Annotated in this window: 17 protein-coding genes; 9 read left to right on the top strand and 8 right to left on the bottom strand. The window is 72.8% G+C overall.

Annotation, left to right across the window (positions count from 1 at the left end; genetic code table 11):
- Window positions 1–1,034, top strand: a 1,034-nt coding sequence (locus CA984_RS47720; RefSeq protein WP_242675756.1) for a hypothetical protein, incomplete at its 5' end; no start/stop codon positions are given.
- A 1,126-nt stretch (window positions 1,035–2,160) separates the two neighbouring features.
- On the opposite strand, the gene CA984_RS05665 is transcribed toward CA984_RS47720, so the two are convergent.
- On the bottom strand, window positions 2,161–2,847 hold the full coding sequence (locus CA984_RS05665) for an NADPH-dependent F420 reductase (RefSeq protein ID WP_423229282.1): 687 nt from the start codon (window positions 2,845–2,847) through the stop codon (window positions 2,161–2,163).
- A gap of 81 nt (window positions 2,848–2,928) precedes the next feature.
- Between CA984_RS05665 and CA984_RS05660 the strand changes: the two genes are divergently transcribed.
- Entirely contained in the window at window positions 2,929–3,384 is a 456-nt protein-coding gene (locus tag CA984_RS05660; RefSeq protein ID WP_086568899.1) for a winged helix-turn-helix transcriptional regulator, read from the top strand.
- 10 nt (window positions 3,385–3,394) lie between these two features.
- On the opposite strand, the gene CA984_RS05655 is transcribed toward CA984_RS05660, so the two are convergent.
- Both CA984_RS05655 and CA984_RS05650 read right to left on the bottom strand, forming a co-directional pair.
- Window positions 3,395–4,243, bottom strand: a complete 849-nt coding sequence (locus CA984_RS05655; RefSeq protein WP_086568897.1) for a DoxX family protein — start codon at window positions 4,241–4,243, stop codon at window positions 3,395–3,397.
- Between the two features lie 68 nt (window positions 4,244–4,311).
- Window positions 4,312–5,865, bottom strand: coding sequence for an MFS transporter (locus CA984_RS05650; protein ID WP_086568895.1), 1,554 nt, complete (start codon window positions 5,863–5,865; stop codon window positions 4,312–4,314).
- Window positions 5,866–6,093: 228 nt separating this feature from the next.
- On the opposite strand from CA984_RS05650, the gene CA984_RS05645 reads away from it, so the two are divergent.
- The 7 genes from CA984_RS05645 (at window position 6,094) to CA984_RS05615 (ending at window position 17,940) form a co-directional block, all read left to right on the top strand.
- Entirely contained in the window at window positions 6,094–7,962 is a 1,869-nt protein-coding gene (locus CA984_RS05645; RefSeq protein ID WP_086568893.1) for a tetratricopeptide repeat protein, read from the top strand.
- Between the two features lie 392 nt (window positions 7,963–8,354).
- Window positions 8,355–10,697 (top strand): AAA family ATPase, encoded by a 2,343-nt coding sequence (locus CA984_RS05640; protein ID WP_086568891.1) that lies wholly within the window; start codon window positions 8,355–8,357, stop codon window positions 10,695–10,697.
- Between the two features lie 287 nt (window positions 10,698–10,984).
- The gene (locus CA984_RS05635; RefSeq protein WP_086568889.1) at window positions 10,985–11,968 is read left to right on the top strand and encodes an ABC transporter permease; all 984 of its coding nucleotides are present in this window, start codon (window positions 10,985–10,987) and stop codon (window positions 11,966–11,968) included.
- 8 nt (window positions 11,969–11,976) lie between these two features.
- Window positions 11,977–12,888 (top strand): ABC transporter permease, encoded by a 912-nt coding sequence (locus CA984_RS05630; protein ID WP_086568888.1) that lies wholly within the window; start codon window positions 11,977–11,979, stop codon window positions 12,886–12,888.
- Window positions 12,885–15,041 carry a dipeptide ABC transporter ATP-binding protein gene (locus CA984_RS05625; protein WP_242675755.1) on the top strand — a complete coding sequence of 719 codons (2,157 nt, stop codon included), beginning with the start codon at window positions 12,885–12,887 and terminating at the stop codon, window positions 15,039–15,041. The genes CA984_RS05630 and CA984_RS05625 overlap by 4 nt, the downstream gene beginning before the upstream one ends.
- 13 nt (window positions 15,042–15,054) lie before the next feature.
- Complete coding sequence (locus tag CA984_RS05620; RefSeq protein ID WP_086568886.1) at window positions 15,055–16,791, top strand: ABC transporter family substrate-binding protein; 1,737 nt, start codon at window positions 15,055–15,057, stop codon at window positions 16,789–16,791.
- A gap of 60 nt (window positions 16,792–16,851) precedes the next feature.
- Window positions 16,852–17,940 carry a winged helix DNA-binding domain-containing protein gene (locus CA984_RS05615; RefSeq protein WP_086568884.1) on the top strand — a complete coding sequence of 363 codons (1,089 nt, stop codon included), beginning with the start codon at window positions 16,852–16,854 and terminating at the stop codon, window positions 17,938–17,940.
- On the opposite strand, the gene CA984_RS05610 is transcribed toward CA984_RS05615, so the two are convergent.
- The 5 genes from CA984_RS05610 to CA984_RS05590 all read right to left on the bottom strand — a co-directional run bounded on the left by CA984_RS05610 (window position 17,937) and on the right by CA984_RS05590 (window position 22,400).
- A complete protein-coding gene (locus tag CA984_RS05610; RefSeq protein ID WP_242675754.1) occupies window positions 17,937–19,034 on the bottom strand; it encodes a 5-oxoprolinase subunit C family protein in 1,098 nt (365 codons plus the stop codon). The two genes, CA984_RS05615 and CA984_RS05610, sit on opposite strands and share 4 nt — an antisense overlap.
- Window positions 19,035–19,059: 25 nt before the next feature.
- A complete protein-coding gene (locus CA984_RS05605) occupies window positions 19,060–19,689 on the bottom strand; it encodes a 5-oxoprolinase subunit B family protein (protein ID WP_086568882.1) in 630 nt (209 codons plus the stop codon).
- A complete protein-coding gene (locus tag CA984_RS05600; RefSeq protein ID WP_086568880.1) occupies window positions 19,686–20,441 on the bottom strand; it encodes a LamB/YcsF family protein in 756 nt (251 codons plus the stop codon). Before CA984_RS05600 ends, CA984_RS05605 begins: the two co-directional genes overlap by 4 nt.
- A gap of 7 nt (window positions 20,442–20,448) precedes the next feature.
- On the bottom strand, window positions 20,449–21,960 hold the full coding sequence (locus CA984_RS05595) for a hypothetical protein (protein ID WP_242675758.1): 1,512 nt from the start codon (window positions 21,958–21,960) through the stop codon (window positions 20,449–20,451).
- A gap of 197 nt (window positions 21,961–22,157) precedes the next feature.
- Window positions 22,158–22,400, bottom strand: coding sequence for a hypothetical protein (locus CA984_RS05590; protein WP_086568876.1), 243 nt, complete (start codon window positions 22,398–22,400; stop codon window positions 22,158–22,160).
- Between the last annotated feature and the right edge of the window lie 87 nt (window positions 22,401–22,487).

Below are 22,487 nucleotides of genomic sequence, written 5' to 3'. Positions count from 1 at the left end.
CCCTGTGCACCGGTCTCACCCTGTGCACCGGTCTCACCCTGTGCACCGGTCTCACCCTGCGGGCCCTGCGGTCCGGTGTCGCCCTGCGGGCCCTGCTCACCTTGCGGTCCGGTCTCGCCTTGCGGGCCCTGTGCACCGGTCTCACCCTGTGCACCGGTCTCACCCTGCGGGCCCTGCGGTCCGGTGTCGCCCTGCGGGCCCTGCTCACCTTGCGGTCCGGTCTCGCCTTGCGGGCCCTGTGCACCGGTCTCACCCTGTGCACCGGTCTCACCCTGCGGGCCCTGCGGTCCGGTGTCGCCCTGCGGTCCGGTGTCGCCCTGCGGGCCCTGCTCACCTTGGGGTCCGGTGTCGCCCTGCGGTCCGGTGTCGCCCTGCGGTCCGGCTTCGCCTTGGGGTCCGGTGTCGCCCTGCGGGCCCTGCTCGCCCTGGGGGCCCGTCTCGCCCCGGGGACCGGTGTCGCCGGTGTCGCCTCGGGGTCCTTGTTCGCCGGTGTCGCCCTGCGGGCCCTGTGCGCCGGTGTCGCCGGTGTCGCCCTTGGGACCTTGCGGACCCGTGTCGCCTCGGGGTCCTTGTTCGCCGGTGTCGCCCTGCGGGCCTTGAGGGCCTTGCTCGCCGGTGTCGCCTCTGGGACCTTGCGGTCCCGTGTCGCCCTGCGGGCCCTGGAGGCCGGTGTCTCCGGGCAGGCCCTGCGGGCCCTGCTCGCCCTGAGGTCCGGTATCGCCGGTGTCGCCTCGGGGTCCTTGTTCGCCGGCGTCGCCCTGCGGGCCCTGGGGGCCCTGTTCGCCGGTGTCGCCCTGGGGTCCCTGCGGTCCCGTGTCGCCCTGCGGGCCCTGAGGTCCGGTGTCTCCGGGCAGGCCCTGCGGTCCGGTCGCGCCGGTCGCGCCGGTCTCGCCCTGCGGGCCCTGGGGGCCGGCGTCGCCGGTGTCGCCCTTGGGTCCGCGTGGTCCTTCGGGGCCCCGCGGACCCTGGTTGCCCTGCGGTCCCTGGGGCCCGGCGTCGCCCTTGGGTCCCTGAGGCCCGGTGTCGCCGCGTGAGCCGTCGGCGCCCTGCGGCCCCTGGCGGCCCTGCGGTCCTTGGGGTCCGGTGTCGCCCTTGGGGCCCTGTGCCCCGGTGTCGCCGCGTCTGCCCGGCTCACCCTGCGGCCCGGCGGGGCCCGGAACGCCCGGCCTTCCCTGCTCTCCGGTGTCGCCCTTGGCGCCGCGTGGGCCGTCGGCGCCCTGCGGCCCCTGGCGACCTTGCGGTCCTTGGGGTCCGGTGTCGCCCTTGGGGCCCTGTGCCCCGGTGTCGCCCTTGGGTCCGCGTGGCCCGGTGGGGCCCGTGAGCCCCCGTGGTCCGGCGGCGCCCTCGGGACCTTCGATGTTCCACAGGATCCGTGTCTCATCGAAGTAGCACGTGGTGGTCCCGGTGCCGAGGATGCGGGGTCTTCCCTTGGTCGACCCGATGGCCTTCACACAGGCGTAAACCGTCGTGGGGTCGTCGGCCAGCGCGGTTGTCGCGCCGGCTGCGGTCGTCGCGCCGGCCACGGCGCCGGCGTGAGCAGCCGCCATCGCGACCGCGACAGCAAGCAGCCGGGTACCGAGGAGGACTTTTGATTGCTGTGCCACTCTTGTCTCAATTCTGCACGTCATGATCGAAAAATTGCCCGGTGAACGAACGGCGGGCCGGATGCGCTCCGCGATTAGGGAAATCACGGAATAAATAGCAGTCGCATCCAAATGTGCCCAGAATGTCCGTTGGGCGAATTTCTCCCCGCCGAATGGCTTCACCAGCGAAATCCGTACCCAGGAGAGGGCGGACGACCAGAAAACGACGGTGAACAGAGGATCAAGATCCATCAACGCGTGATCCGCCTGCGAGTAGCGGGTTGACGGCGTGCAACTCCCCGGGCCCATGTAAGCACATGGGGAATTTTAATCTCGCTGCAGAATGTCGGCAGTGTCAGGAAATAATGCTATCTACTTTCTTGTCGGAAATTCGGCGAGCCGTACTCCGTGCGGCCCGTGAATCGCCGTCCTCCGGGAGGCAACCGGAAGGCGGCATGGGCCCGGTGCGATCGCGGAGGTCCGAGAGCGGCACCGGCGCCGATATGCCGCCCCGGCTCAACTATCCGGCTAACCGGACATATTCCTTGCTGACTTCCTGTCGATCGTCACCTGGGCGTCACGCGTTCGCCCTGTCCGGGCTGCCGGACGCGAACCTCAGCGGCGGCAGCACGGCCTGAGCGTCCGCGCCCCTGAACCACAGGCCGATCATGAACGCCGCCGTCGCCTCCAGCAGCCCGGCGCGTTCCAGCCCGCCGGCCTCGACCGCTCCGCACCCCAGGTCCTCGACCAGCGAACGCACGGTCGCGAGTGCATCCGGGTCGTCTCCGCACAGCGGTACGGACAGGGGAACACCGTCGAAGACAGGGGGCGTCATCCGCCAGACGTCCTCGTGGCACAGGTTGAAGGCCTTGACGACCCGGGAGCCGGCGGCTGCCTCGGCCACCCGCTCCGCCATCGAGGGCCCACCCTCCGTCGCGAGGGTGAACCGCCCCGGCACGACCGGGTTGGTGCAGTCGATCAGCACCCGCCCGCGCAGTGTCCCGTCGGCCGCGCCGGCCGCCGCCAGGACCTCGGCCACCGCGTAGTCGCGTACGGCCAGCAGCACCACCTCGCCGGACGTCGCGGCCTCGATCCAGGTGCCCGCGCGCGCGGCGGGGCCGAGCCGTTCCGCGAGGGCGGCGACCTTCACCGGGTCCCGGCCGCTGAGCGTCAGTTCGTGTCCCGCGCGGACCCACTGCGTTCCGAGCGCGTCCGCCATGCGGCCCGCGCCAAGGATGCCGATATGCATCCGTCCTCCTGTCATTTGGCTGATGTAGGACGAATGTAGAAAGCTCATCAGGCACCATTCGGTGCGTAACGCCTCAGCGATACTGGAGGACCCGACGTGTTCCTCGCCGACTGCCGCGCCCGCCTCGCCTTCGATCTGATCGGCAACACCTGGAACGCCGTCGTCGTCTGGGCGCTGCGCACCGGCCCGCGCCGGCCCGGCGAACTGCGCGAGCACATCGGGGGGATCAGCACGAAGGTGCTCACCGAGACCCTCCGGAGGCTGGAGTACAACGGTCTCGTCTCCCGCCGGGCCTACTCCGAGGCGCCGCCCCGGGTCGAGTACGGGCTCACGGATCTGGGCCACAGCCTGGTGCCGCTGATCGGGGCCTTCGGGGAATGGGCCTTCGACCACGGAGACGATGTCCTGGACGCCCAGGACCGCGCCGACGCTCTCCCCCCGCCTCCGGCCGTGCAGGCGGGCGGGGAGGACGGGGAGGACCAGGGGTTCGGTGGGCGACCGGCCGCTGCTCCGGCGCGATCACCGCGGCCGCCGGCACGGCCAGCGCGGTGAGCCGGACCGCTCACTCCCCGGCTGACTCCTCCTTCTCCCCGGCCACCAGGGTGTCGGCGCTTTTACCGGGCGGGGAGGCGGTCTCCGGCTCGCTCGCCGTACTCCGGCGGCGGGCCCGGGGCTGGACGGCGGGGAACTCCGCGGTGTCCCTGCCGGTCTCGGAGCCGTCACCCCGGGGATCCTGGCCCGGCCTGCCCGTCCGGGGGGCCCTGTCCGCCCGGCCGGCCTGCCCCGGCCGCTCCGCCTGAACCGGCTGCCCGGCCTGCCCCGGCCGCTCCGCCTGAACCGGCTGCCCGGCCCGGACCGGCCGCTCCGCCTGAGCGGCCCGCCCTCCCGCGGGCGAGGCCTGGGCGGGCCCGTCCGGGGCGGGGCCGGAGGCCTCCGGCTCGCGCAGCGCGGCGATGACGTCGTCGGCCTCGGCCTCGGCCGCGAAGTCCTCGGCGGCCTCGGCCTCACGCCGCTTGATCACCACCATGTGGTCGACCGACAGCCGGCCCGCGCCGCCGACCGCGAGAAGGATCGAGGCCGCGCCGAGCGCCACGATCAGGTTGACGTCGCCGCCGGTCAGCGGCAGGCCCTGCTCCCCGCTGGCCACGATGAACACGGCGACGGCCTCGGCGAACAGCAGCAGCCCGCAGGCCGGTACGGCGAGCCCGAACACGAGCAGGGCTCCGCCGATGAGTTCCATGAGCATCGTGGTGGCGGCCCAGGCGCCGGGGGCGGGGGCGCCCAGGGTCGCGAACTGGTCGCCGGTGGCGGTCAGCCCCGCCTCCAGCTTGTGCCAGCCGTTGGCGAAGAAGATGCCGCCCACCCCCAACCTGGCGGCCAGGGCGGCGAGATCGTGGAGGGTTCGTCGCACGGTTCCTCATTCTGGTCAGATTCACCGTTCCTGCCCATAGATGACCGCGCGGAGCCCGTCCAAACCCGTCAGTCGCAGTCGCCCTGGTCAGCGGATCGGCGGGGGACCAGGAGCGCCACCGAGACCGCGGTCACGCCCAGCAGGAGCACGCTCACCATGATCGTGGTGTGCAGCCCGGAGACGAAGGCGACCCGGGCGGCGTCCAGCAGTGCGATCCCGGTGGCGCCGCCGATCTCCTGGGCCGCGTGCGCCGCGGCGGCGAGCGACTGGCGGGCCAGGGTCATCAGCTCGGGGGAGACGCCGGAGACCGGGGCCAGCGAGGGCGCGTAGATGATGGTGGTGACTGTGCCGAGGATCGCCACCCCGAGGCCGGCGCCCAGCTCGTAGGCGGTCTCCTCGATCGCGGCGGCGCCGCCCGCCCGCGACTCCGAGGCGGACGACATGATCGTGTCGGACGCGGCCAGCAGGGTGACCTGGATGCCGAAGCCGATGCCGATGAAGCAGAGCGCGAGCACCAGCGGATGCGGCTCGGTCCCCCAGCCCAGCGGGGGGAGCAGGGACAGGGTGGTCAGCGCGAGCCCACCGCTCATCGTGGCGCGCAGCCCGACCCGGCGCAGCAGCTGCGCGCCGGCGAGGCCGCCCGCGACGGAGGCGATCATCAGCGGCAGCATGCGGACCGCGGCTCCGAGCGGGCTGTCACCGAGCACGAGCTGCAGATACTGGGCGAGCATCAGCTCCAGCCCGACCAGCGCGAAGACCGTCAGCAGCACGGCCGCCACCCCGACGGAGAACGCCCGCCGCCGGAACAGGCCGAGGTCGAGCAGCGGGAAGGGCAGCCGCCGTTGCCTGCGCACGAACCAGACCAGCAGCCCGGCTCCGCACAGGAAAGCCGCCACCCCGCCCGGATGGCCCGATCCCGCCTCCTTCAGGCCGAAGGCCAGTGCGAGGATGCCGAGCACCGACAGCAGCGCGCTGGGCGCGTCCCACGGTTGCGAGGCGCGCCGGCGTGACTCGGGCAGGATCCTGGCGGCCGAGGGCAGCAGCACCAGCAGGATCGGCACGTTGATCAGGAAGACGGCGCCCCACCAGAAGTGCTCGACGAGCAGGCCGCCGATGAGCGGCCCGATCGCGGCTCCGGCCGCCGCCACCGCGCTCCACACGCCCAGCGCGATCGCGCGCTCCCGCCGGTCGGTGAAGACCTGCCGGATGATGGAGAGCGTGGCAGGCATGATCATCGCGCCGCCGACGCCGAGGAACGCCCGCGCGGCGATGAGCGTGAGCGGGGTCGGCGCGAACGCCGCCGCCGCGGAGGCGGCGCCGAACACCAGGTATCCGGCGAGCACCAGGCGTTTCCGCCCGTAGCGGTCGCCGAGCGTGCCGAAGGTCAGCAGCAGCGGCGCGACCACCAGCGAGTAGACGTCGATGATCCACAGCAGTTGCACCGAGCTCGGTTCCAGCGCGGCGGTCAGCGCCGGGACCGCGATGTGCAGGACGGTGGCGTCCACCGCGATCAGCAGGAGGCTGAAGCAGAGAAGTATCAGGACCGACCAGCGGCCGGCCCCGCGCGCCCGCGGATCGCTTCCGTCTCGCGTGGCCCCGGCCACGGCCCCCATGGTGATCATGGGCCGCTCAGGGGTTGCCTACCTGGACGAACATGCGTCGCAGCTTAGGCGAAGTCGGGCACCGGATGAGACCGATCGGACGATCGGTTCACGTCGGTATGCGCATCGCCTGGGGATGGGCGCGACCTCTCTAGAGAGATACAGGCATATATCCGCCATCTAGGCAAACAGTGATCCCGCACGGACCATGGCGATCGTGGGGAGTCAGTGCAAGGTCCATGAGCCGTCGTGGTGAGCGGTCCCGGCGGGCAGGACTCCGCTCAGGCCCCGTCCCCGCTGGACCCCGATAATCCGCGCGAATGGTGCGCCGTGGCCGCCGCCTGCCTGAGCCGTGACGAGCCGGAGGCCGCGCTGGACGCCGCGCGCCAGGCGGTGGAGCGTGACCCCCTGGCCGAATCCGGGGCCGACTGGGGCTACCGCCTCGCCAGCCTCGCCTTCGAACGGCTCGGCCGCGACGCGGAGGCCGTGGCCGCCGCCGAGGAGGCCGTACGGCTGGCGCCCGGGTCCTGGGCCGCGCGACTGCGCCTCGGCGCGGCCCTGCGCCGGGTGCCGGGACGCTGGCGGGAGTCGTGGGTCCAGGCGGCCAGGGCCGTCCGCTACGCACCCGAGGAGCCCGATCCGCACGTTCTCCTCGGCGACCTCGCGCTGCTGCGCGGTGAGCACCGCCGCGCCGGGACCGCCTACCGCGACGCGCTGCGCCGCCTGGACGGCCACCCCGGCGCCAGGATCAACCTCGGCCTGGCCTTCCTGCGCTGGGAGCGCCCCCGGGGCCATCACGATCCCGCCTGGCCGGTCGACCCCCGCGAGACCGGCCGGGCCCGGCGGGCCATGGAGGCGTGGTCGCGGCAGGTCCGCGTCCTGCTGGCCGTATCGCTCGCCGTGGTCGCCGCGGTGGCCTTCGGCCCCGGCCTGGTCACCGAGGCAAGGCTCGGCGGCGCGGTGGTGCCGGCCGCCGTTCTGGCGATCACGCTCAGGCAGGCCCACCGGGTCAGGCTCTGGCCCTACATCCCCGGCATGCTCACCCGTGACCTGTGGCTCGGCATGTCCGTCTCGATCACCTTGATCGCCGTCGCCGCCTATGTGGCGGCGATCGCCACCCTTCCCCGGACGGCTCCCCCGCTCGTCTTCGATCCGGTGACGGAGCCGGCGGACGGCCTGTGGGCGGCCCTCGCCGGGCTGGTCCTCCTCAACGGCGTGGCCGTGATCGCCCTGCGCGCGATGGTCGAGGCGTGGCGGGGCCGGCCGGTCAGGGCGCTGGCCGAGTTCGCCGCGGTCCACGAGGACCGTACGGCCCGGCGGGACATCGACGTGACCCTCTGGCTGGTGGCGGGCCGCGCGTGGTCGGTGCTGGCCGTGATCGCGGGGGCCGCCCTGTTCCTGGACGAGCCGGGGTGGGCCTTCGCCGCGCCGGCCGTCCCGCTCGCGCTCGGCTGGGCGCACGCCAGGGGAGGGCTGGCCCCCTGCCTCCGCCAGGTGCTCGTCACGGACCGGCTGCTCAAGGTGGCGCTGGCCCTGCTGGTGGCCGCGTCCCTGGCGCTCGGCGTGGCGGCGGCCGGGCCTGCGCTGGGGCTTCCCGGGACGGTGGGCGCCTGGTCCCTGCGGGCCGGGACAGGGATGCTGGCCGCGCTGGTGGCGGTGTCCGCCACGCGGTCGGCGCGGGCCTGGTGGCAGGGCGCGCCGGGGCCCTGGCGGGCCTCCCTGGTCATGTGCGAGAGCTGTGGCCCCCGCCTGCCGGGTGACGCCGGGCCTCCGGTGGGGCTCAGCGGGGAGGTGCGCCGGGCCTTCACCTACGCCCGGGGGGTGGTGCTCGCCTACGCCGACCCGACCGGGCCGCGCGCGCTGGCCGTCGGCTCGGTCAGCTCGGTCGGCCCGGGCGGCGAGCTCCGCCTGATCGCCGCCGACGACGCGTGGAGGGCGGCCGAACACGACCCGAGGGTGGCGGTGTTCGTGGCCGACCCGCTGGACCGCCGCTTCTGGGCCGAGGTGCGCGGCATCGCGATCGGCGACACCGAGGCCGCCGTGCTCCGGATCACCCCCAAACACGTCATGGTCGGCGAGTATCCCGGCCGCCACCAGGGCCGCGTCCGCCCCGGCTGAGCGGCGGGGAAGGAGGGGAGCCCGCGACGCGCCTCGTCCGGCCGCCGGTGTCCTTCCCGGCCGGTGACATTCCCCTGGCCGGCGCCCGGCGGTCGCCGGCGCGGGCCGTACGGGCGCGCCGCCGCCCTCCGCCGCCTGCCCCGCCGCCCGGCGCCGCCCGTCCAGCCGCCGGAGCGCCGGACCGGACGGCCCGGAGAGGCGCGGGAGCGCGGCGGAGGGAGGGGGTGTTTCCCGTGGCGGGACACGTGGCCGGAATTTGACGCCCGGATCGTAGGGTTCATCCGTCCTCATCCCTTTATATGATCGTGTCGTGCGGCGGCGTGGCGCGTTGCTCAGGCATGCGCAAACCTCTTCTCGGTGCGGTATAACCGGGGTCGGACCGGGGAGGCGTGATGCGGGAACCCGACAGGGCCCGGCCGGCGGGGCGCGCGGCGGCACGGGATGTGTTCGAACAGATCAGGCTGGGTTATTTCCGGCTCTCACCGTTCCTGCGCAGGCTGATCTACGCCGCGCTGCTCATCGGGGCGGTCGGGCTGGCGCTGGGCATGGGCTGGTCGCCGCTCAACGCGTTCCTCGTCACGCTCACCCTGCTCGCTTTCGCCGCGCTGACGCTGCGCTTCCCCCGGGCCGCCGCCACCCTCGTCGTGGTGGCCGCCTGGGTGCTGCTCCTGCCGGTCTTCCAGAGCCTGTACGGCACGCAGTCGCCCTCCTCGGCGGCGCTGACGTTCCTGGCCGTCCCGGTGGCGGGGCTCGCGCACCTCATCCGCTGGGTCCCTCCGTGGCTGACCACGCTCATGGCCCTGGTCCCGGCCGCGGTGGTGGCCCTCGCGCTCGCCGCGGTGTCGCCGGGCGCCGCCCTGTGGGCCGCGTACGGCGTGGCCGCCGCGGTGCTGGTCTACCGCTTCGTCCAGGCCCGCCAGGCCAGGGCCGCGTTGACGGGGACCGAGCAGCCGGCCCGGCTCCGGGTCCGCGAGGGCGGGCAGCCGGTCTCCGCGTCCGGCGAGCAGGCCGCGCCGCCGCCGATCTCGGTGGAGGAGGCCCTCGGCGAGCTCGACAGCATGATCGGCCTGGCTCCGGTGAAGGAGCAGGTGCGCTCCATCGCCGCCTCGATCGAGGCGTCCCGGCTCCGCAAGGAGGCCGGATACTCCACCGAGCCGCCGATGCGCCACTTCGTGTTCGTCGGCCCCCCGGGCACCGGCAAGACCAGCGTGGCCAGGACCGTGGCGAAGATCTTCTACGCGTTCGGCCTGCTGGAGACCCCCTACGTGGTGGAGGCCCAGCGTGCCGACCTCGTCGGGGAGTTCCTCGGCGCCACCGCGATCAAGACCAACGAGCTGGTGGACCGGGCGCTGGGCGGGGTGCTGTTCGTCGACGAGGCCTACAGCCTGATCAACTCGGGCGACGGCCAGCCCGACCGCTTCGGCGCCGAGGCCGTGCAGACGCTGCTCAAGCGGGCCGAGGACGACCGCGACCGCCTGGTCATCATCCTGGCCGGCTACGAGAAGGAGATGGCCTCCTTCCTGTCCTCCAACCCCGGCCTGTCCAGCCGGTTCGCCAGCCGGGTCCGCTTCCCCAGCTACGCGCCGGAGGAGCTGCTCCAGATCACCGAGCTGCTGCAGCGGCGGCGCGGCGACCGGATGGCCGGGGACGCCGGGCCCGCGCTGCTCGCCCGCTTCGAGGACGTGCACCGGCGCACGATCGTCGACGAGCTGGGCAACGCCCGGTTCGTGCGCAGCCTCGTGGAGGCCGCGGCCCAGGCCCGGGACGTGCGGGTGGTGGGCGCGGGCGGCTCGCCCACCACCGAGGACCTGGTGACCACCTCCGCGCACGACGTCGCCAAGGCCTTCGACGAGCTCACCGCCCGCTTCCGGGGCTACCAGGCCACGCCCAGCCTGGAGGAGGCGCTCGCCGACCTGGACCGGATGGCCGGTCTGGAGCCGGTCAAGAGGCAGGTGCACGCGATCACCGCGCAGCTCAGGGTGGCCAGGATGCGCCAGGAGCGAGGACTGCCGACCCCGGTGCAGATGCGGCACTTCGTCTTCGCCGGGCCGCCGGGCACCGGCAAGACCACGGTGGCCCGCATCCTGGGCCGCATCTTCGCCGCGCTGGGGCTGCTCGCCCAGCCCGACGTGGTGGAGGCCCAGCGTGCCGATCTGGTCGGCCAGCATCTCGGCGCCACCGCGATCAAGACCAACGAGCTGGTGGACCGGGCGCTGGGCGGGGTGCTGTTCGTCGACGAGGCCTACAGCCTGATCAACACCGGCTACGCCGGGGGTGACGCCTTCGGCGCCGAGGCCGTGCAGACGCTGCTCAAGCGGGCCGAGGACGACCGAGACCGGCTGGTGATCATCCTGGCCGGATACGAGCGCGAGATGGACGGGTTCCTGGCGACCAACCCCGGCCTGGCCAGCAGGTTCAGCCAGCGCGTGCAGTTCCCCTCCTACCAGTCGGGTGAGCTCGCCGAGATCGCCGAGCTGCTCGCCGAGAGGTCGGGTGACCGGTTCGACGAGGCCGCCCGCCGGGACCTGGCCGAGGTCTTCACCTGGGTCTGCGACGAGGGCCTGATCGACGGCCTCGGCAACGGCCGGTTCGCCCGCTCGCTGTTCGAGCGTGCCGCGATGCGCCGCGACGTGCGTCTGGCCGCCCTGGGCGGCGGCACCGCCAGCGCCGCTGACCTGACCACGATCACCAGTGCCGACCTGCGCGCCGCCGTGGACGAGCTCGCCGGACGGTGACCCACGTGCCGTCGCCGGACGGCGCCCGGGGCGTCCCGGGAGCGGTCGTCGGACGGCTCCGCCGGACGGTGATGCCCGGCGGGCCGTCGTGGACAGGCCCGTCGCGCGGTGACCTGCGGGCCGTTGTGGACGGACCCGCCGTGCGGCGCCCGCGCGCTCATGACGCGCGGGCGGCGAACACGGCCCTTGACTGAGATCGCACCCCCGATTGAGAACTCTCTGTAGTTGAGTGGACGCAACATGTAGCAGGATGGCCACCGACAGCAGGGACCGCGGAAGGGGAGGCGATGGCGGGATTCCTTCTGCGCCGGCTGCTCAACTACCTGGTGCTGATCGTCGTTGCCACGAGCCTGGCCTACATGCTGGCGGCCGGCGCGCTCGATCCCCGGTCCAACTACGAGGGCCGCAACCCGCCGATCCCGCAGGCGGTCATCGACGCGCGCCTCACCGAGCTCAACCTGAACGACAGGACGCCGCTGTTCGACCGCTATCTGACCTGGGCGGGCGGCGTCGTCCACGGAGACTTCGGCAAGACGGTGGCCGGCGGCTCGGTCGGCGAGGACCTGGGGCGGCGGGCCGGTGTCACCCTGCGCCTGATCACCATAGGGCTGATCCTGGGCAGCGTCACCGGCGTGTTCGTCGGCGCCTACGCGGCGGTCAAGCAGTACGGCGTGTTCGACCGGCTGTCGACCGGCGCCTCCTTCGTCGTCCTCGCGGTCCCCACGGTCGTGCTGGCCAACATCCTGATCATCGCCGGGGTCTGGTTCAACGGGCTGGTCGGCGCGCAGGTCTTCCTGGTCAGCGGCGAGGCCACCCCCGGGCTGCAGGGAGGCTTCGCCACCCAGGCGGCGGACCGGCTCCAGCACCTGATCCTGCCCACCCTGTCACTCTCGCTGGGGCTGATCGCCGTCTACAGCCGCTACCAGCGCAACATGATGCTCGACGTGCTCGGCGCCGACTTCATCCGTACGGCCATGGCCAAGGGGTTGCGCCGCCGTACCGCGCTGACCAGGCACGCGTTGCGCACCGCGCTGATCCCGGCGGTCACCTACTTCGCCTTCACCTTCGGCTCGCTGCTGGTCGGCACCACCTTCACCGAGAAGATCTTCGGCTGGCACGGCATGGGCGAGCAGCTCGTCAACTCCATCTCCACCAACGACGTCAACACCGTCGCCGCGATCAGCTGCTTCGCGGCCTTCGCGGTCCTGGCGGCCTCCCTGGCCTCCGATGTCCTCCATGCCGTCCTCGATCCCCGGGTCCGGGTGGGGTGAGCGAGAAGATGACCATCTCCGACGAGGAACTCGCCGAGCAGCGGGCGGGCATCGACAGGATCAAGGCGCCTTCGCGGCTCCGGGTGGTGGCCGGCCGCTTCTCGCGCTCGGTCCAGGGACGGATCGGGTTCGCGCTGCTGGCGCTGATGTTCCTGCTGGCCTTCGCCGGCCCCTACCTCGGCAGGTGGACCTACACCGACAAGGACTTCATGGCCTTCCTGCAGCCGCCCTCCGCCGAACACTGGTGGGGCACCCTGCAGACCGGCGCCGACGTCTACGCGGTCACGCTGCGCGGCATGCAGAAGTCGCTGATCGTGGGCCTGCTCGCGGCGGTGATCGGCACCACGCTGGCGGCCGTGGTCGGCGCCTTCGCCGGATACTTCATGGGCTGGGCCGACAGGTCGCTGACCTGGATCACCGACCTGATGCTGGTGCTCCCGGCCTTCCTGATCCTGGCGATCATGTCGCCCCTCTTCGCCGAGGGCCAGTGGCCGCTGTTCGTGCTCGTCCTGGCGCTGTTCCTCTGGATGGTCACCTCGAAGATCGTCCGGAGCATGACCATCTCGCTGAAGGAGCGTGAGTTCATCCAGGCCGCCAGGTTCATGGGCGTGTCGCCGGTGAGGATCATCTTCCGGCACGTCATCCCGAACATGTCCTCGCTGCTGGCCGTGGACGCCACGCTGAACGTCAGCGCCGCGATCCTCACCGAGACCTCCCTGTCCTACTTCGGCTTCGGCATCCAGCCGCCCGACGTCTCGCTGGGCAGCCTCATCGCCGACGGCGCCAAGACGGCCGTCTACGCCCCGTGGACGTTCTGGTTCTGCGCCGGCCTGCTGATCGTCACCGTGCTCGCGGTGAACCTCGTCGGTGACTCCCTGCGCGACGCCTTCGACCCCACCGCGAAGAGAGCGGGACAATGAGAGAGTGTGACGAACGCCAGGCGGGCACGGGAGCCCGGCCAGGCACGAACGGCCGGGCAGACCTGGCCGACCCGGTCCTCGAGGTGACCGACCTCGATGTCACCTTCGGGTCCGGCCCTGACGCGGTGCGCGCCGTCCGGGGGGTGAGCTACGCGGTCCGCCCGGGCGAGGTGCTCGGCATCGTCGGCGAGTCGGGGTCCGGCAAGTCGGTCACCTCGCTGGCGGTGATGGGCCTGCTCCCGCCGCACGCCCACGTCACCGGCTCGGTCCGGCTGCGGGGCCAGGAGATCCTCGGGGCGACGGAGAAGACGCTCACCGCATTCCGGGGCAAGACGATCTCGATGGTCTTCCAGGACCCGCTCTCCGCGCTCACCCCGGTCTACCGGGTGGGCGACCAGATCGCGGAGGCCGTGCGGATCCACCAGAAGGTCACCGGGCAGCAGGCCGCGAGACGGGCCGTCGAGCTGCTCGACCTGGTCGGCATCCCCAACGCCGCGCAGCGCGCCAAGGCGTTCCCGCACGAGTTCTCCGGCGGCATGCGCCAGCGCGCGGTGATCGCGATGGCGATCGCCAACGACCCCGACGTGATCCTCTGCGACGAGCCGACCACCGCGCTCGACGTCACCATCCAGGCCCAGGTGCTGGAGGTGCTGAAGAGGGCGCAGCGGGAGACCGGCGCGGCGATCGTCCTGATCACCCACGACCTGGGGGTGGTGGCCGGGTCCGTCGACCGGGTCCTGGTCATGTACGCCGGGCGGCCCGTCGAGGTCGGCTCGGTGGACGACGTCTACTACCGCGTGCGCATGCCGTACACCATGGGCCTGCTCGCCTCCGTCCCGCGACTGGACCGGGGCGGCGGGCAACCGCTCGTCCCGATCGAGGGGAACCCGCCGTCGCCGTCGGCGCTGCCACCCGGCTGCCCCTTCGAACCCCGCTGCCCGATAGCCGTCCCTGCCTGCGCCGAGGCGGAGCCGGCGCTGGAGCCGGTGGGCTCGCCCGGCCATCTGGCCGCGTGCGTCCGCGCGGGCGAGATCGAGGCCGAGGGCTGGTCGCCCGCCCAGGTCTACCACGCCGGGACCGGCGGCCCGGACGAGCAAGGGCCGGAGACGCCCCCCGTCCACCTGCGGCCGGTACGGCTGCCGCGCGACGAACGCGACGTGGTCCTGGAGGTGAAGGACCTGACCAAGCACCACCCCCTGATGAAGGGGGCGCTCTTCAGGCGGCGGGTCGGCACCGTCCACGCGGTGGACGGCATCAGCTTCGACATCCGCAGGATGGAGACGCTCGGCCTGGTCGGCGAGTCGGGCTGCGGCAAGACGACCACGCTGATGGAGATCCTGCAGCTGACCAGGCCGCAGCACGGCACGATCGCGGTGCTGGGACACGACACGGCCAGACTGACCGCCCGCGAGCGGATGGCGATCCGCCGGGACATGCAGGTCGTCTTCCAGGACCCGCTGGCCTCGCTGGACCCGAGGATGACCGTCTACGACATCATCGCCGAGCCGCTGCGCACGCACGGGATCCGGGACCCGGGGCCGAGGATCAGGGAGCTGATCCGCCTGGTCGGCCTCGACGCCGCCCATGCCGCCCGCTACCCGCAGGACTTCTCCGGCGGCCAGCGCCAGCGCATCGGCATCGCCCGGGCACTCGCGCTGGAGCCCAGGCTGCTCGTGCTGGACGAGCCGGTCTCGGCGCTCGACGTGTCCATCCAGGCAGGCGTGATCAACCTGCTGGAGGACCTCAAGAACCGGCTGGGCCTGTCCTACCTGTTCGTGGCGCACGACCTGGCCGTGGTCAGGCACATCGCCGACCGGGTCGCGGTCATGTATCTCGGCAAGATCGCCGAGATCGGCCAGGTCGGCCAGGTCTACGACGCCCCGATGCACCCCTACACCCAGGCGCTGCTGTCGGCGATCCCGCTGCCCGACCCCGGAAAGGAACGTTCCAGGAGACGCATCCTGCTCGAAGGCGACCTGCCCAGCCCGGCCAGCCCCCCCTCCGGCTGCCGCTTCCGCACCCGCTGTCCCAAGTTCAAGACCCTCGACGAGACCGACCAGGCGCGGTGCGTCGACGAGGAGCCCCAGGTCCGCCGGCTCGGGGAGGACCACGGCGTCTCATGTCACTTCGCAGAGAAGCTCGACGTCGTATGACCCAGGAGGAACCGTGATATCAATCCGGCGCGTGGGCGCGTTCGCCGCCGCCCTGAGCGTGGCCGGCTCGTTGGCGCTGGCCGGCTGCGGCAGCCAGGGCGGGAGCGGCGGAGGCGGCCGGAGCGGCACGGGAGAGGAGTCGTCAACCGGGTCCGCCTCGGCGGTCAAGGCCTACGACATCAACCCGGTCCCCCGGGACAGGGTCCGCGACGGAGGACTGCTCCGCTGGGGGCTCAACGAGTATCCGACCAACTGGAACCTCAACCACGTCGACGGCAACCTGGCGATGGTCAAGAAGGTCATCGACGCGCTCATGCCCTCCGCCTTCCGCTCCAACGAGAAGGGGGAGATCTCGGCGAACACCGACTACCTGTCGGAGGGGGAGATCACGGCCCGCAAGCCCAAGCAGGTCGTCAGGCTGACCCTCAACCGGAGCGCCCGGTGGTCCGACGGCAAGCCGATCACCTGGGAGGACTACAAGGCCCAGTGGCAGGCGATGAACGGTAGGAACGGCGACTACCGCGTCGCGGGCACCACCGGCTACCAGGACATCGAGAGCGTGGCGAAGGGCAAGGACGACCACGAGGTCGTCATCACCTTCGCCAAGCCCTTCGGCGACTGGCAGTCGCTGTTCGGGCCGCTCTACCCCAAGGGGACCAACGCCACCCCCGACGGGTTCAACAACGGATGGCTGAACAAGATCCCGGTGACCGCGGGCCCGTTCAAGTTCGTCTCGTTCGACCAGACGGCCAAGACCGTCACCATCGTCAGGGACGACGCCTGGTGGGGGGACAGGGCCAAGCTGGACCAGATCATCTACCGGGCGCTGGAGAGCGACGCGCTGGTCGGCGCCTTCAGCAACGGCGAGCTCGACACCTTCGACGTCGGCCCCTCCGCGCCCGACTACGCGCGGGCCAAGAGCACCCAGGGCGCCATCGTGCGGCAGGCGGCCGGCCCCGACTTCCGGCACATCACGATGAACGGCGAGAGCGCCGTGCTCTCCGACGTCAACGTCCGCCGGGCCGTCGCGATGGCCATCAACCGCCAGGCCATCGCCCAGTCCGACCTGCAGGGCCTGGACTGGCCGATCGTCCTGCTGAACAACCACTTCTTCATGAACACCCAGGAGGGCTACCAGGACAACGCGGGCGAGGTCGGCGTCTACAACGTCGACAGGGCCAGGCAGCTGCTGGACGCCGCCGGCTGGAGGCTGGAGGGCCAGACCCGCAAGAAGGACGGCAGGGAGCTGACCCTGCGTTTCGTGATGCCCTCAGGCCTGCAGCTCACCAAGTCCGAAGCCGAGATCACCCAGAGCATGCTGGCCCAGGTCGGCGTCAAGGTCACCCTCCACGCGGTGCCCAGCGACGACTACTTCACCAGATACATCATCCCCGGCAACTACGACATCACCGCCTTCGCCTACGTCGGCACACCCTTCCCCGTCTCCAGCGGCTACGGCCAGTACGCCGACGCCACCAAGGACTCCAAGGGCCGGCCGCAGTGGAACGCCAACCTCGGCCGCATCGGCTCCCCGCAGATCGACGCCGCCATGGACAAGGCGACCGCCGACCTCGACGGCGCCCAGGCCATCGCCGACACCAACGCCGCGGACAAGCTGATCTGGGAGGCGGTCAACGTGGTGACCCTCTACCAGCGCCCGCAGAACGTCGCGGTCAAGAACACCCTCGCCAACTACGGCGCCCGCGGCTTCTACGACCTGAGGTACCAGGACATCGGCTTCACGGGCTGACGCCCTCGCCGCTCGGGGAGGGCACGGCTTCTGTCGGAGCGGTGGTGTAGGAGATAGTCCATGACGATCTCAGTGACCTGGCCCCAGGTGCTCGCATGGCGGTTGAAGCGCCAGTTCGTCGATCCGGCGACCGGCCCTGACGCGGTGTCTGTCGTCCGGCGGCTCACCGGGGTCCAGGCCCAGGTGGCCTCCTCGGCGGAGCTGGCGGTGGCCGTACGGCACTCGGACCCGCGTCCCGGCGAGATCGACGGCGCCCTGTGGCAGGACCGCACCCTGGTCAAGACCTGGACGGCGCGCGGCACCCTGCACCTGGTCCCCGCCGACGAGCTGCCCTCCTACACCGCGGTCCTGGGCGCCTTCCGAAACTGGGACAAGGGGTCCTGGCAGCGCGGTCACGGCGTCACCGCCGCCGAGGTCGCCGCCATCCTCGACGCGGTCCCCAAGGCGCTCGACGGCCGTACCCTCACCCGGGAGGAGCTGGTGGAGGGGGTGATCGAGGTCACCGGCGACGCCCATCTGAAGGAGGCGCTCACCTCCGGCTGGGGCGCCCTGCTCAAGCCGCTGAGCTTCCTCGGCGAGCTCTGCTACGGCCCGCCGCGCGACGGCCGCGTGACCTTCGTCAGCCCCCGCGACTGGGTGCCCGGCTGGCCGGCCGAGCCGCTGCCGGCGGAGGAGGGCGGCATGCGCCTGGTCCGGTCCTTCCTCGGCGCTCACGGCCCCGGCACACCGGAGACCTTCGACGCCTGGCTCTACCGGGGCGCCGCCCGCAAGGCCATGCTGCGCGGCTGGTTCCGCGACCTCGCCCCCGAGCTGGCGGAGGTCGAGGTGGAAGGCCGGCCGATGGTCCTGCTCGCCGAGCACCTCGACGACCTGGTCGCGACCACGCCCTCCACCAGGGTCCATCTGCTGCCCGGCTTCGACCAGTACATCCTCGCCGCCCCCCGCGACCTCGAACCGCTCCTGCCCAAGGAGGCCAGGCCCAGGGTGAGCCGGGCCGCCGGCTGGATCTCCCCCGTCGTGGTCCACCGGGGCAGGGTGGCAGGGGTCTGGGAGGCGAAGAACGGCGAGCTCGCCTTCGACCTCCTGGAAGACGTCCCCGCCGACGCCCTGGCCGCCGAGGCCCGGCGGGTCGCCGCGCTCCTGCCCTAGAGCGACGCCCCGGGCCCCCGGCCGAGACGGAAGCGGACCCGGTCCCCGGGGCGGAGCTGCGCGGCTCCGGCGAGGTCCGCCGAGACGAGGACGGCGATGACCGGGTAGCCGCCCGTCGGCGGATGGTCGGCGAGAAACACGATCGGCAGGCCGTCCGGCGGCACCTGGAGAGCTCCGGCGACCATGCCCTCACTGGGCAGCTCCCCGTCGTGGACGCGCTCCAGGCGGGCGCCCTCCAGCCGCACGCCGACCCGGTTGCTGTCCTGGCTCACCCGGTACGGCCCGGCGCACAGGGCCGCCAGCGCGCCGGGGACGAACCAGTCGTCGCGGGGGCCCGGCAGGATCCGCAGGACCTCCGGCGGGGCCGCGGTGGGCGGCGCCGCGTCCACGTTGATGGCCGACAGCGCGCCGGTCGGGCCGACGGGCAGGACGGTGCCGGGGCGGAGCGGGGGAGGGCCGAGGCCGGAGAGCGAGTCGGTCGAGCGGCTTCCCATGACGAGGGGCGTGTCGAGACCGCCCCGGACCGCGACATAGGTCCGCAGGCCGACCGGCGGCGTCCCGACCCGGAGCTCGCCTCCCGCCGGGACCCAGACGGGCGCGTACGGTCCCACGGCCCTGGTCCGAGGCCCCGGCCCGCCTGGCGGGAGGCCCTCCCGCCCCGCGCCGCCCGGAAGCCCGGTGCTCGGCAGCTCGCCGGTCCGGAACCCGGTGCTCGGCAGCTCGCCGGTCCGGAGCTCGGTGCTCGGAAGCCCGGTGCCCGGCAGCTCACCGGTCCGGAGCCCGGTATCCGGAAGCCCGGTATCCGGAAGCCCGGTGGCCGGAAGCCCGGTGGCCGGGGGTCCGGCGGTCCGGAGCTCGACGGGGCAGGGGGCTCCGGTGACGGCGGCCCAGGCTCCGGAGGTGAACCGCAGGCAGGCCCCGCCGAAGGTCAGCTCGATCCCGGCGGCACCCTCCGGATTGCCGACCAGGCGGTTGGCCAGCCGCAGGCTCGGCGCGTCGGCGGCGCCGGACCGGGGGACGCCGAGATGGCCGTAGCCGGGCCGGCCGAGATCCTGCACGGTGGCGTACGGCCCCGGCACGAGCACCTCGATCACGGGACGTCCCGGAGCGGAGGACAGGTCATCCCGCGACCGCCCGGAAACGCACCCGCGTGCCCGGCGTCAGGACGGCGGGCGGGTCGGCGGTCACGTCCCACACCGCCATGAGGGAGCGCCCGAGCAGCCGCCAGCCTCCCGGCGAGGCCGAGGGGTAGACCGCCGAGTAGGGACCGGCGACCGCCACCGCGCCGGCGGGCACCGCGGTCCGGGGGGTGGGCAACCGGGGCACGTGCAGCGCCGGGTCCAGCCCGGTGAGGTAGGCGAACCCCGGCGCGAAGCCGAGCCAGCCCACCACGAGCTCCCGCCGGGTGTGCCGCTCGACCACCTCCTCGGCGGACAGCCCGCTCAGGGCGGCCACGTCGGCCAGGTCGGCGCCGTCGTAGACCACCGGGACCGTCACGGACCTTCCGGCCATGGAGGCGCCGGCGCCCGCGTCGCGTGCCGTGTCCAGCAGGTGGGAGAGCAGGGAACGGAGCCCGGACAGGTCGGCGCCCGGCGCGGTGACCAGGACGGTCTCCGGGCCGGGCACGATCTCGACCACCCCGGCCGGGCGGTCGGCCCGCAGGAGGGCGTCCAGCCGGTGGGAGGCCTCCAGCGACCCGGTCTCCACCAGCAGAGAGTCTTCTCCGGCCCGGCGGATCCGGGACGTCAAGTGAAGGCCTTCAGGGTCACCCCGGCGGCGATCAGGCCGTCGCGGACGGCCCGCGCCAGCAGCACGGCGTCCGGGGTGTCGCCGTGCACGCAGATCGAGCGCGCGTCCACCGGGACCTGGGAGCCGTCCACCGCGGTCACCGTGCGGGCGGTCGCCATGCGCACGGCCCGGGCCGCGACCGCGGCGGGGTCGTGCAGCACCGCGCCGGGGGAGCGCCGGGGGAGCAGGGTCCCGGCGGGGGTGTAGGCGCGGTCGGCGAAGGCCTCCGTGACGGTGGCGACGCCCTCCCTGGCGGCGATCTCGTGGACGGCCGAACCGGGCAGGGTGAGCAGCGGCAGGTCGCGGTCGTAGTCGGCCACGGCCTCCACGACCGCGTCGGCCTGCTCGGGGTCGCGGCAGATCCGGTTGTAGAGCGCGCCGTGCGGCTTGACGTAGGAGACCCGGCCGCCCATCGCCCTGGCGATCCCGTCCACCGCCGCGAGCTGGTAGAGCACCTCGGCGCAGAGCTCCTCCGGATCCACCTCCATCTCGCGCCGCCCGAATCCGGCCAGGTCCCGGTAGGACACCTGGGCGCCGATCATCACCCCCCGGTCCACCGCGGCCGCGCAGGTGCGGCGGATGGTCAGCGGGTCGCCCGCATGGAACCCGCAGGCGATGTTCGCGCTGGTCACCACGTCGAGCAGGGCCATGTCGTCGCCCAGCCGCCAGATACCGAAGCCCTCACCGAGGTCGGCGTTGAGGTCGATCACCATGGCTCACCTACACCGGAGGCTCGTCGGGAATGTCAGCGATGTCGTCGAGGGCGATGGCCAGCTCCTCGGGGTCGTCGCCGATCCGCTCGGCGATCTCGATCAGCACGTGCAGCACGTCGTGCCGGTCGTGGCCGAGATCCAGCAGCCGCTGGGCGGCCTCCCAGAGCTGCGGAGGGTCGCCCTCCCAGAGCCGGCCGGCGATCTCCTCGTGCCAGGCGAGGTGCTCGTCGTAGTCCGGCCGGTTGAGCTCGCCCCCGTGGTCGATGCCCAGCAGCACCCGCCGGTCGGTCTCGTCGGCCGGGTTCAGCAGGTCGAGCTTGACCTCGCCGTGTGTGCCCTGCAGGAACGGGAACGCGAACACCCGCCGGGCCAGCGCCGACAGGTCGCCGTCCGGCAGCAGCCGGTCCAGCAGGCCCTGGTCGAGGCCGAAGGTCGTCGGATCGCGGTAGGTCTCGGCGAACCTGGCCGTCGTCTCCCAGATCCTGTCGAGCGTGGCGCGCAGGCCCTCGTCCGCCAGCCCGGTCCGGCGCGCGGCGAAGCGCGCCCAGGCCCCCAGCACGTACGGCACGGCCTCCTGCTCGGCCGGGCTGAGCAGGACCTTGCGCGGCAGCCAGTCGAGCAGGAACGTCTCGCACTTGGTCGGGCTTACCCGCAGCGGGCGGCCGAAATCCTGGTCGCAGCCGTAGTCGATGATGTGGTCGGCGCAGCGCGAGGCCGCCGAGGGGTCCGACAGGTGCTCGGCCGCGTCCGAGGAGAGGAACTCCGCGGCCAGCATCGCCCGGCGGTCACGGCTGTAGGGAGCCTCGCTGTGCAGCGGCGCCGGGCGCTTGCGGCCGGGCGGCAGCGCCTTGATCCGGGACCGGGCGAAGGCGTGGTAGGCGCTGTAGCTGTCGCTGACCGGCGCGGTCGTCCTGCGGTGGCCGTACTCCACGGTGGCCTTCATGGCGGATTCGAGCAGCGCTCTGGCCTGCTGCGGCTCGATCTCCTCGAACCTGAGCATCGGGTTGGCCTCGGCCTCGGCCGCGGCCTGCTCCAGGAGCTTCTCCACGTGTGAGGAGACCCAGGCGTCGCGGGCGATCCCCCGCATGTTGTAGTCGACGATCACGACCAGCGCGTGCCGGTCCTCGCCGCTGTCGGCGCCCCGGTAGGCGAAGGTGCACACCACGGTGTCCTGGTCGCCGTAGGCGTCGCGGGAGACGAAGCACCCGGTCGGCTTGACCGCGCCCAGCCGGTCGGCCCAGCGGGGTCTGGCCACGTCGCGCTCGATGAGCGCCAGCGCCGCGCCCTCGGCCTTGGCCGCCTGGCGGGCCGTACCGAGATAGGCCAGGGCGATCAGCAGGGTCAGCGCGGCCGGCGACCCCGCCTTGGCCGCGTAGTCGACCAGCCCCTCGCCGAGGACCTGCTCGGCGTCCCCGCGCCGCAGGCGCCGCCCCCACCAGGCTCCGACCATGTCGGAGACCATGAGCTCGGCGTCCAGCGGACTGCGTACGGCCAGCAGCTCGCGAGCGGCCAGCAACATCTCGGAGAACACCTCGTCCGGGGACTGGCTCTCTCGGGGATCTCGACGGTGTCGCCGGCTCAAGCAGCCTCCTCCGTCGGCCGTATGAGCCCAGTGCCGCCGCGCTGATTGGCTCGCTCGCTTCGCTCGCTCACGTCCCAACCTTCTCGCATTCCCGGGCCAAACGGTGCGTGGAACACGGCCCGGTGATCCCGATGTTACCGGGGACTTCGCGGTGGCGGCGCGGAGTTCACGAGGGCGAGCAGATGCTCGCGGGCGACACGTTCGATCACCTCGGGCGTCGCGTCGACCCCCAGATGCTCGGCGCAGGCCCGTACGTCGGCCACGCACCGTGCCACGGTGCCGAGCGGGACGGTGAGGAACTCGGCGGTCAGACGGGCGCTCACCGGGTCGTGGAACGTCGTTGTGCCGCCGGTGAAGCGGATCGCGAGAGCGGGCATGGGCGTCGCATTCCTCCGGGTTTCCGGGGGGCATCACCCCGGATGGACGGCGGGGACGTGCGTTTTCATTCCACAACTTATCCCGTG

Origin of the sequence: Streptosporangium minutum, from assembly GCF_002149035.1 — a bacterium.
Classification (GTDB): Bacteria; Actinomycetota; Actinomycetes; order Streptosporangiales; family Streptosporangiaceae; genus Streptosporangium; species Streptosporangium minutum.
This window is presented reverse-complemented; position numbering and strand designations above follow the sequence as displayed.

What these genes read in the sequence shown, in the direction of transcription:
- CA984_RS05595 (WP_242675758.1), bottom strand. Translation starts at nt 21,960, where the DNA reads ATGTTGCTGGCCGCTCGCGAGCTGCTGGCCGTACGCAGTCCGCTGGAC.
- CA984_RS05650 (WP_086568895.1), bottom strand. Translation starts at nt 5,865, where the DNA reads ATGATCACCATGGGGGCCGTGGCCGGGGCCACGCGAGACGGAAGCGAT.
- CA984_RS05615 (WP_086568884.1), top strand. Translation starts at nt 16,852, where the DNA reads ATGACGATCTCAGTGACCTGGCCCCAGGTGCTCGCATGGCGGTTGAAG.
- CA984_RS05630 (WP_086568888.1), top strand. Translation starts at nt 11,977, where the DNA reads ATGACCATCTCCGACGAGGAACTCGCCGAGCAGCGGGCGGGCATCGAC.
- CA984_RS05665 (WP_423229282.1), bottom strand. Translation starts at nt 2,847, where the DNA reads ATGACAGGAGGACGGATGCATATCGGCATCCTTGGCGCGGGCCGCATG.
- CA984_RS05590 (WP_086568876.1), bottom strand. Translation starts at nt 22,400, where the DNA reads ATGCCCGCTCTCGCGATCCGCTTCACCGGCGGCACAACGACGTTCCAC.
- CA984_RS05600 (WP_086568880.1), bottom strand. Translation starts at nt 20,441, where the DNA reads ATGGTGATCGACCTCAACGCCGACCTCGGTGAGGGCTTCGGTATCTGG.
- CA984_RS05625 (WP_242675755.1), top strand. Translation starts at nt 12,885, where the DNA reads ATGAGAGAGTGTGACGAACGCCAGGCGGGCACGGGAGCCCGGCCAGGC.
- CA984_RS05635 (WP_086568889.1), top strand. Translation starts at nt 10,985, where the DNA reads ATGGCGGGATTCCTTCTGCGCCGGCTGCTCAACTACCTGGTGCTGATC.
- CA984_RS05640 (WP_086568891.1), top strand. Translation starts at nt 8,355, where the DNA reads ATGCGGGAACCCGACAGGGCCCGGCCGGCGGGGCGCGCGGCGGCACGG.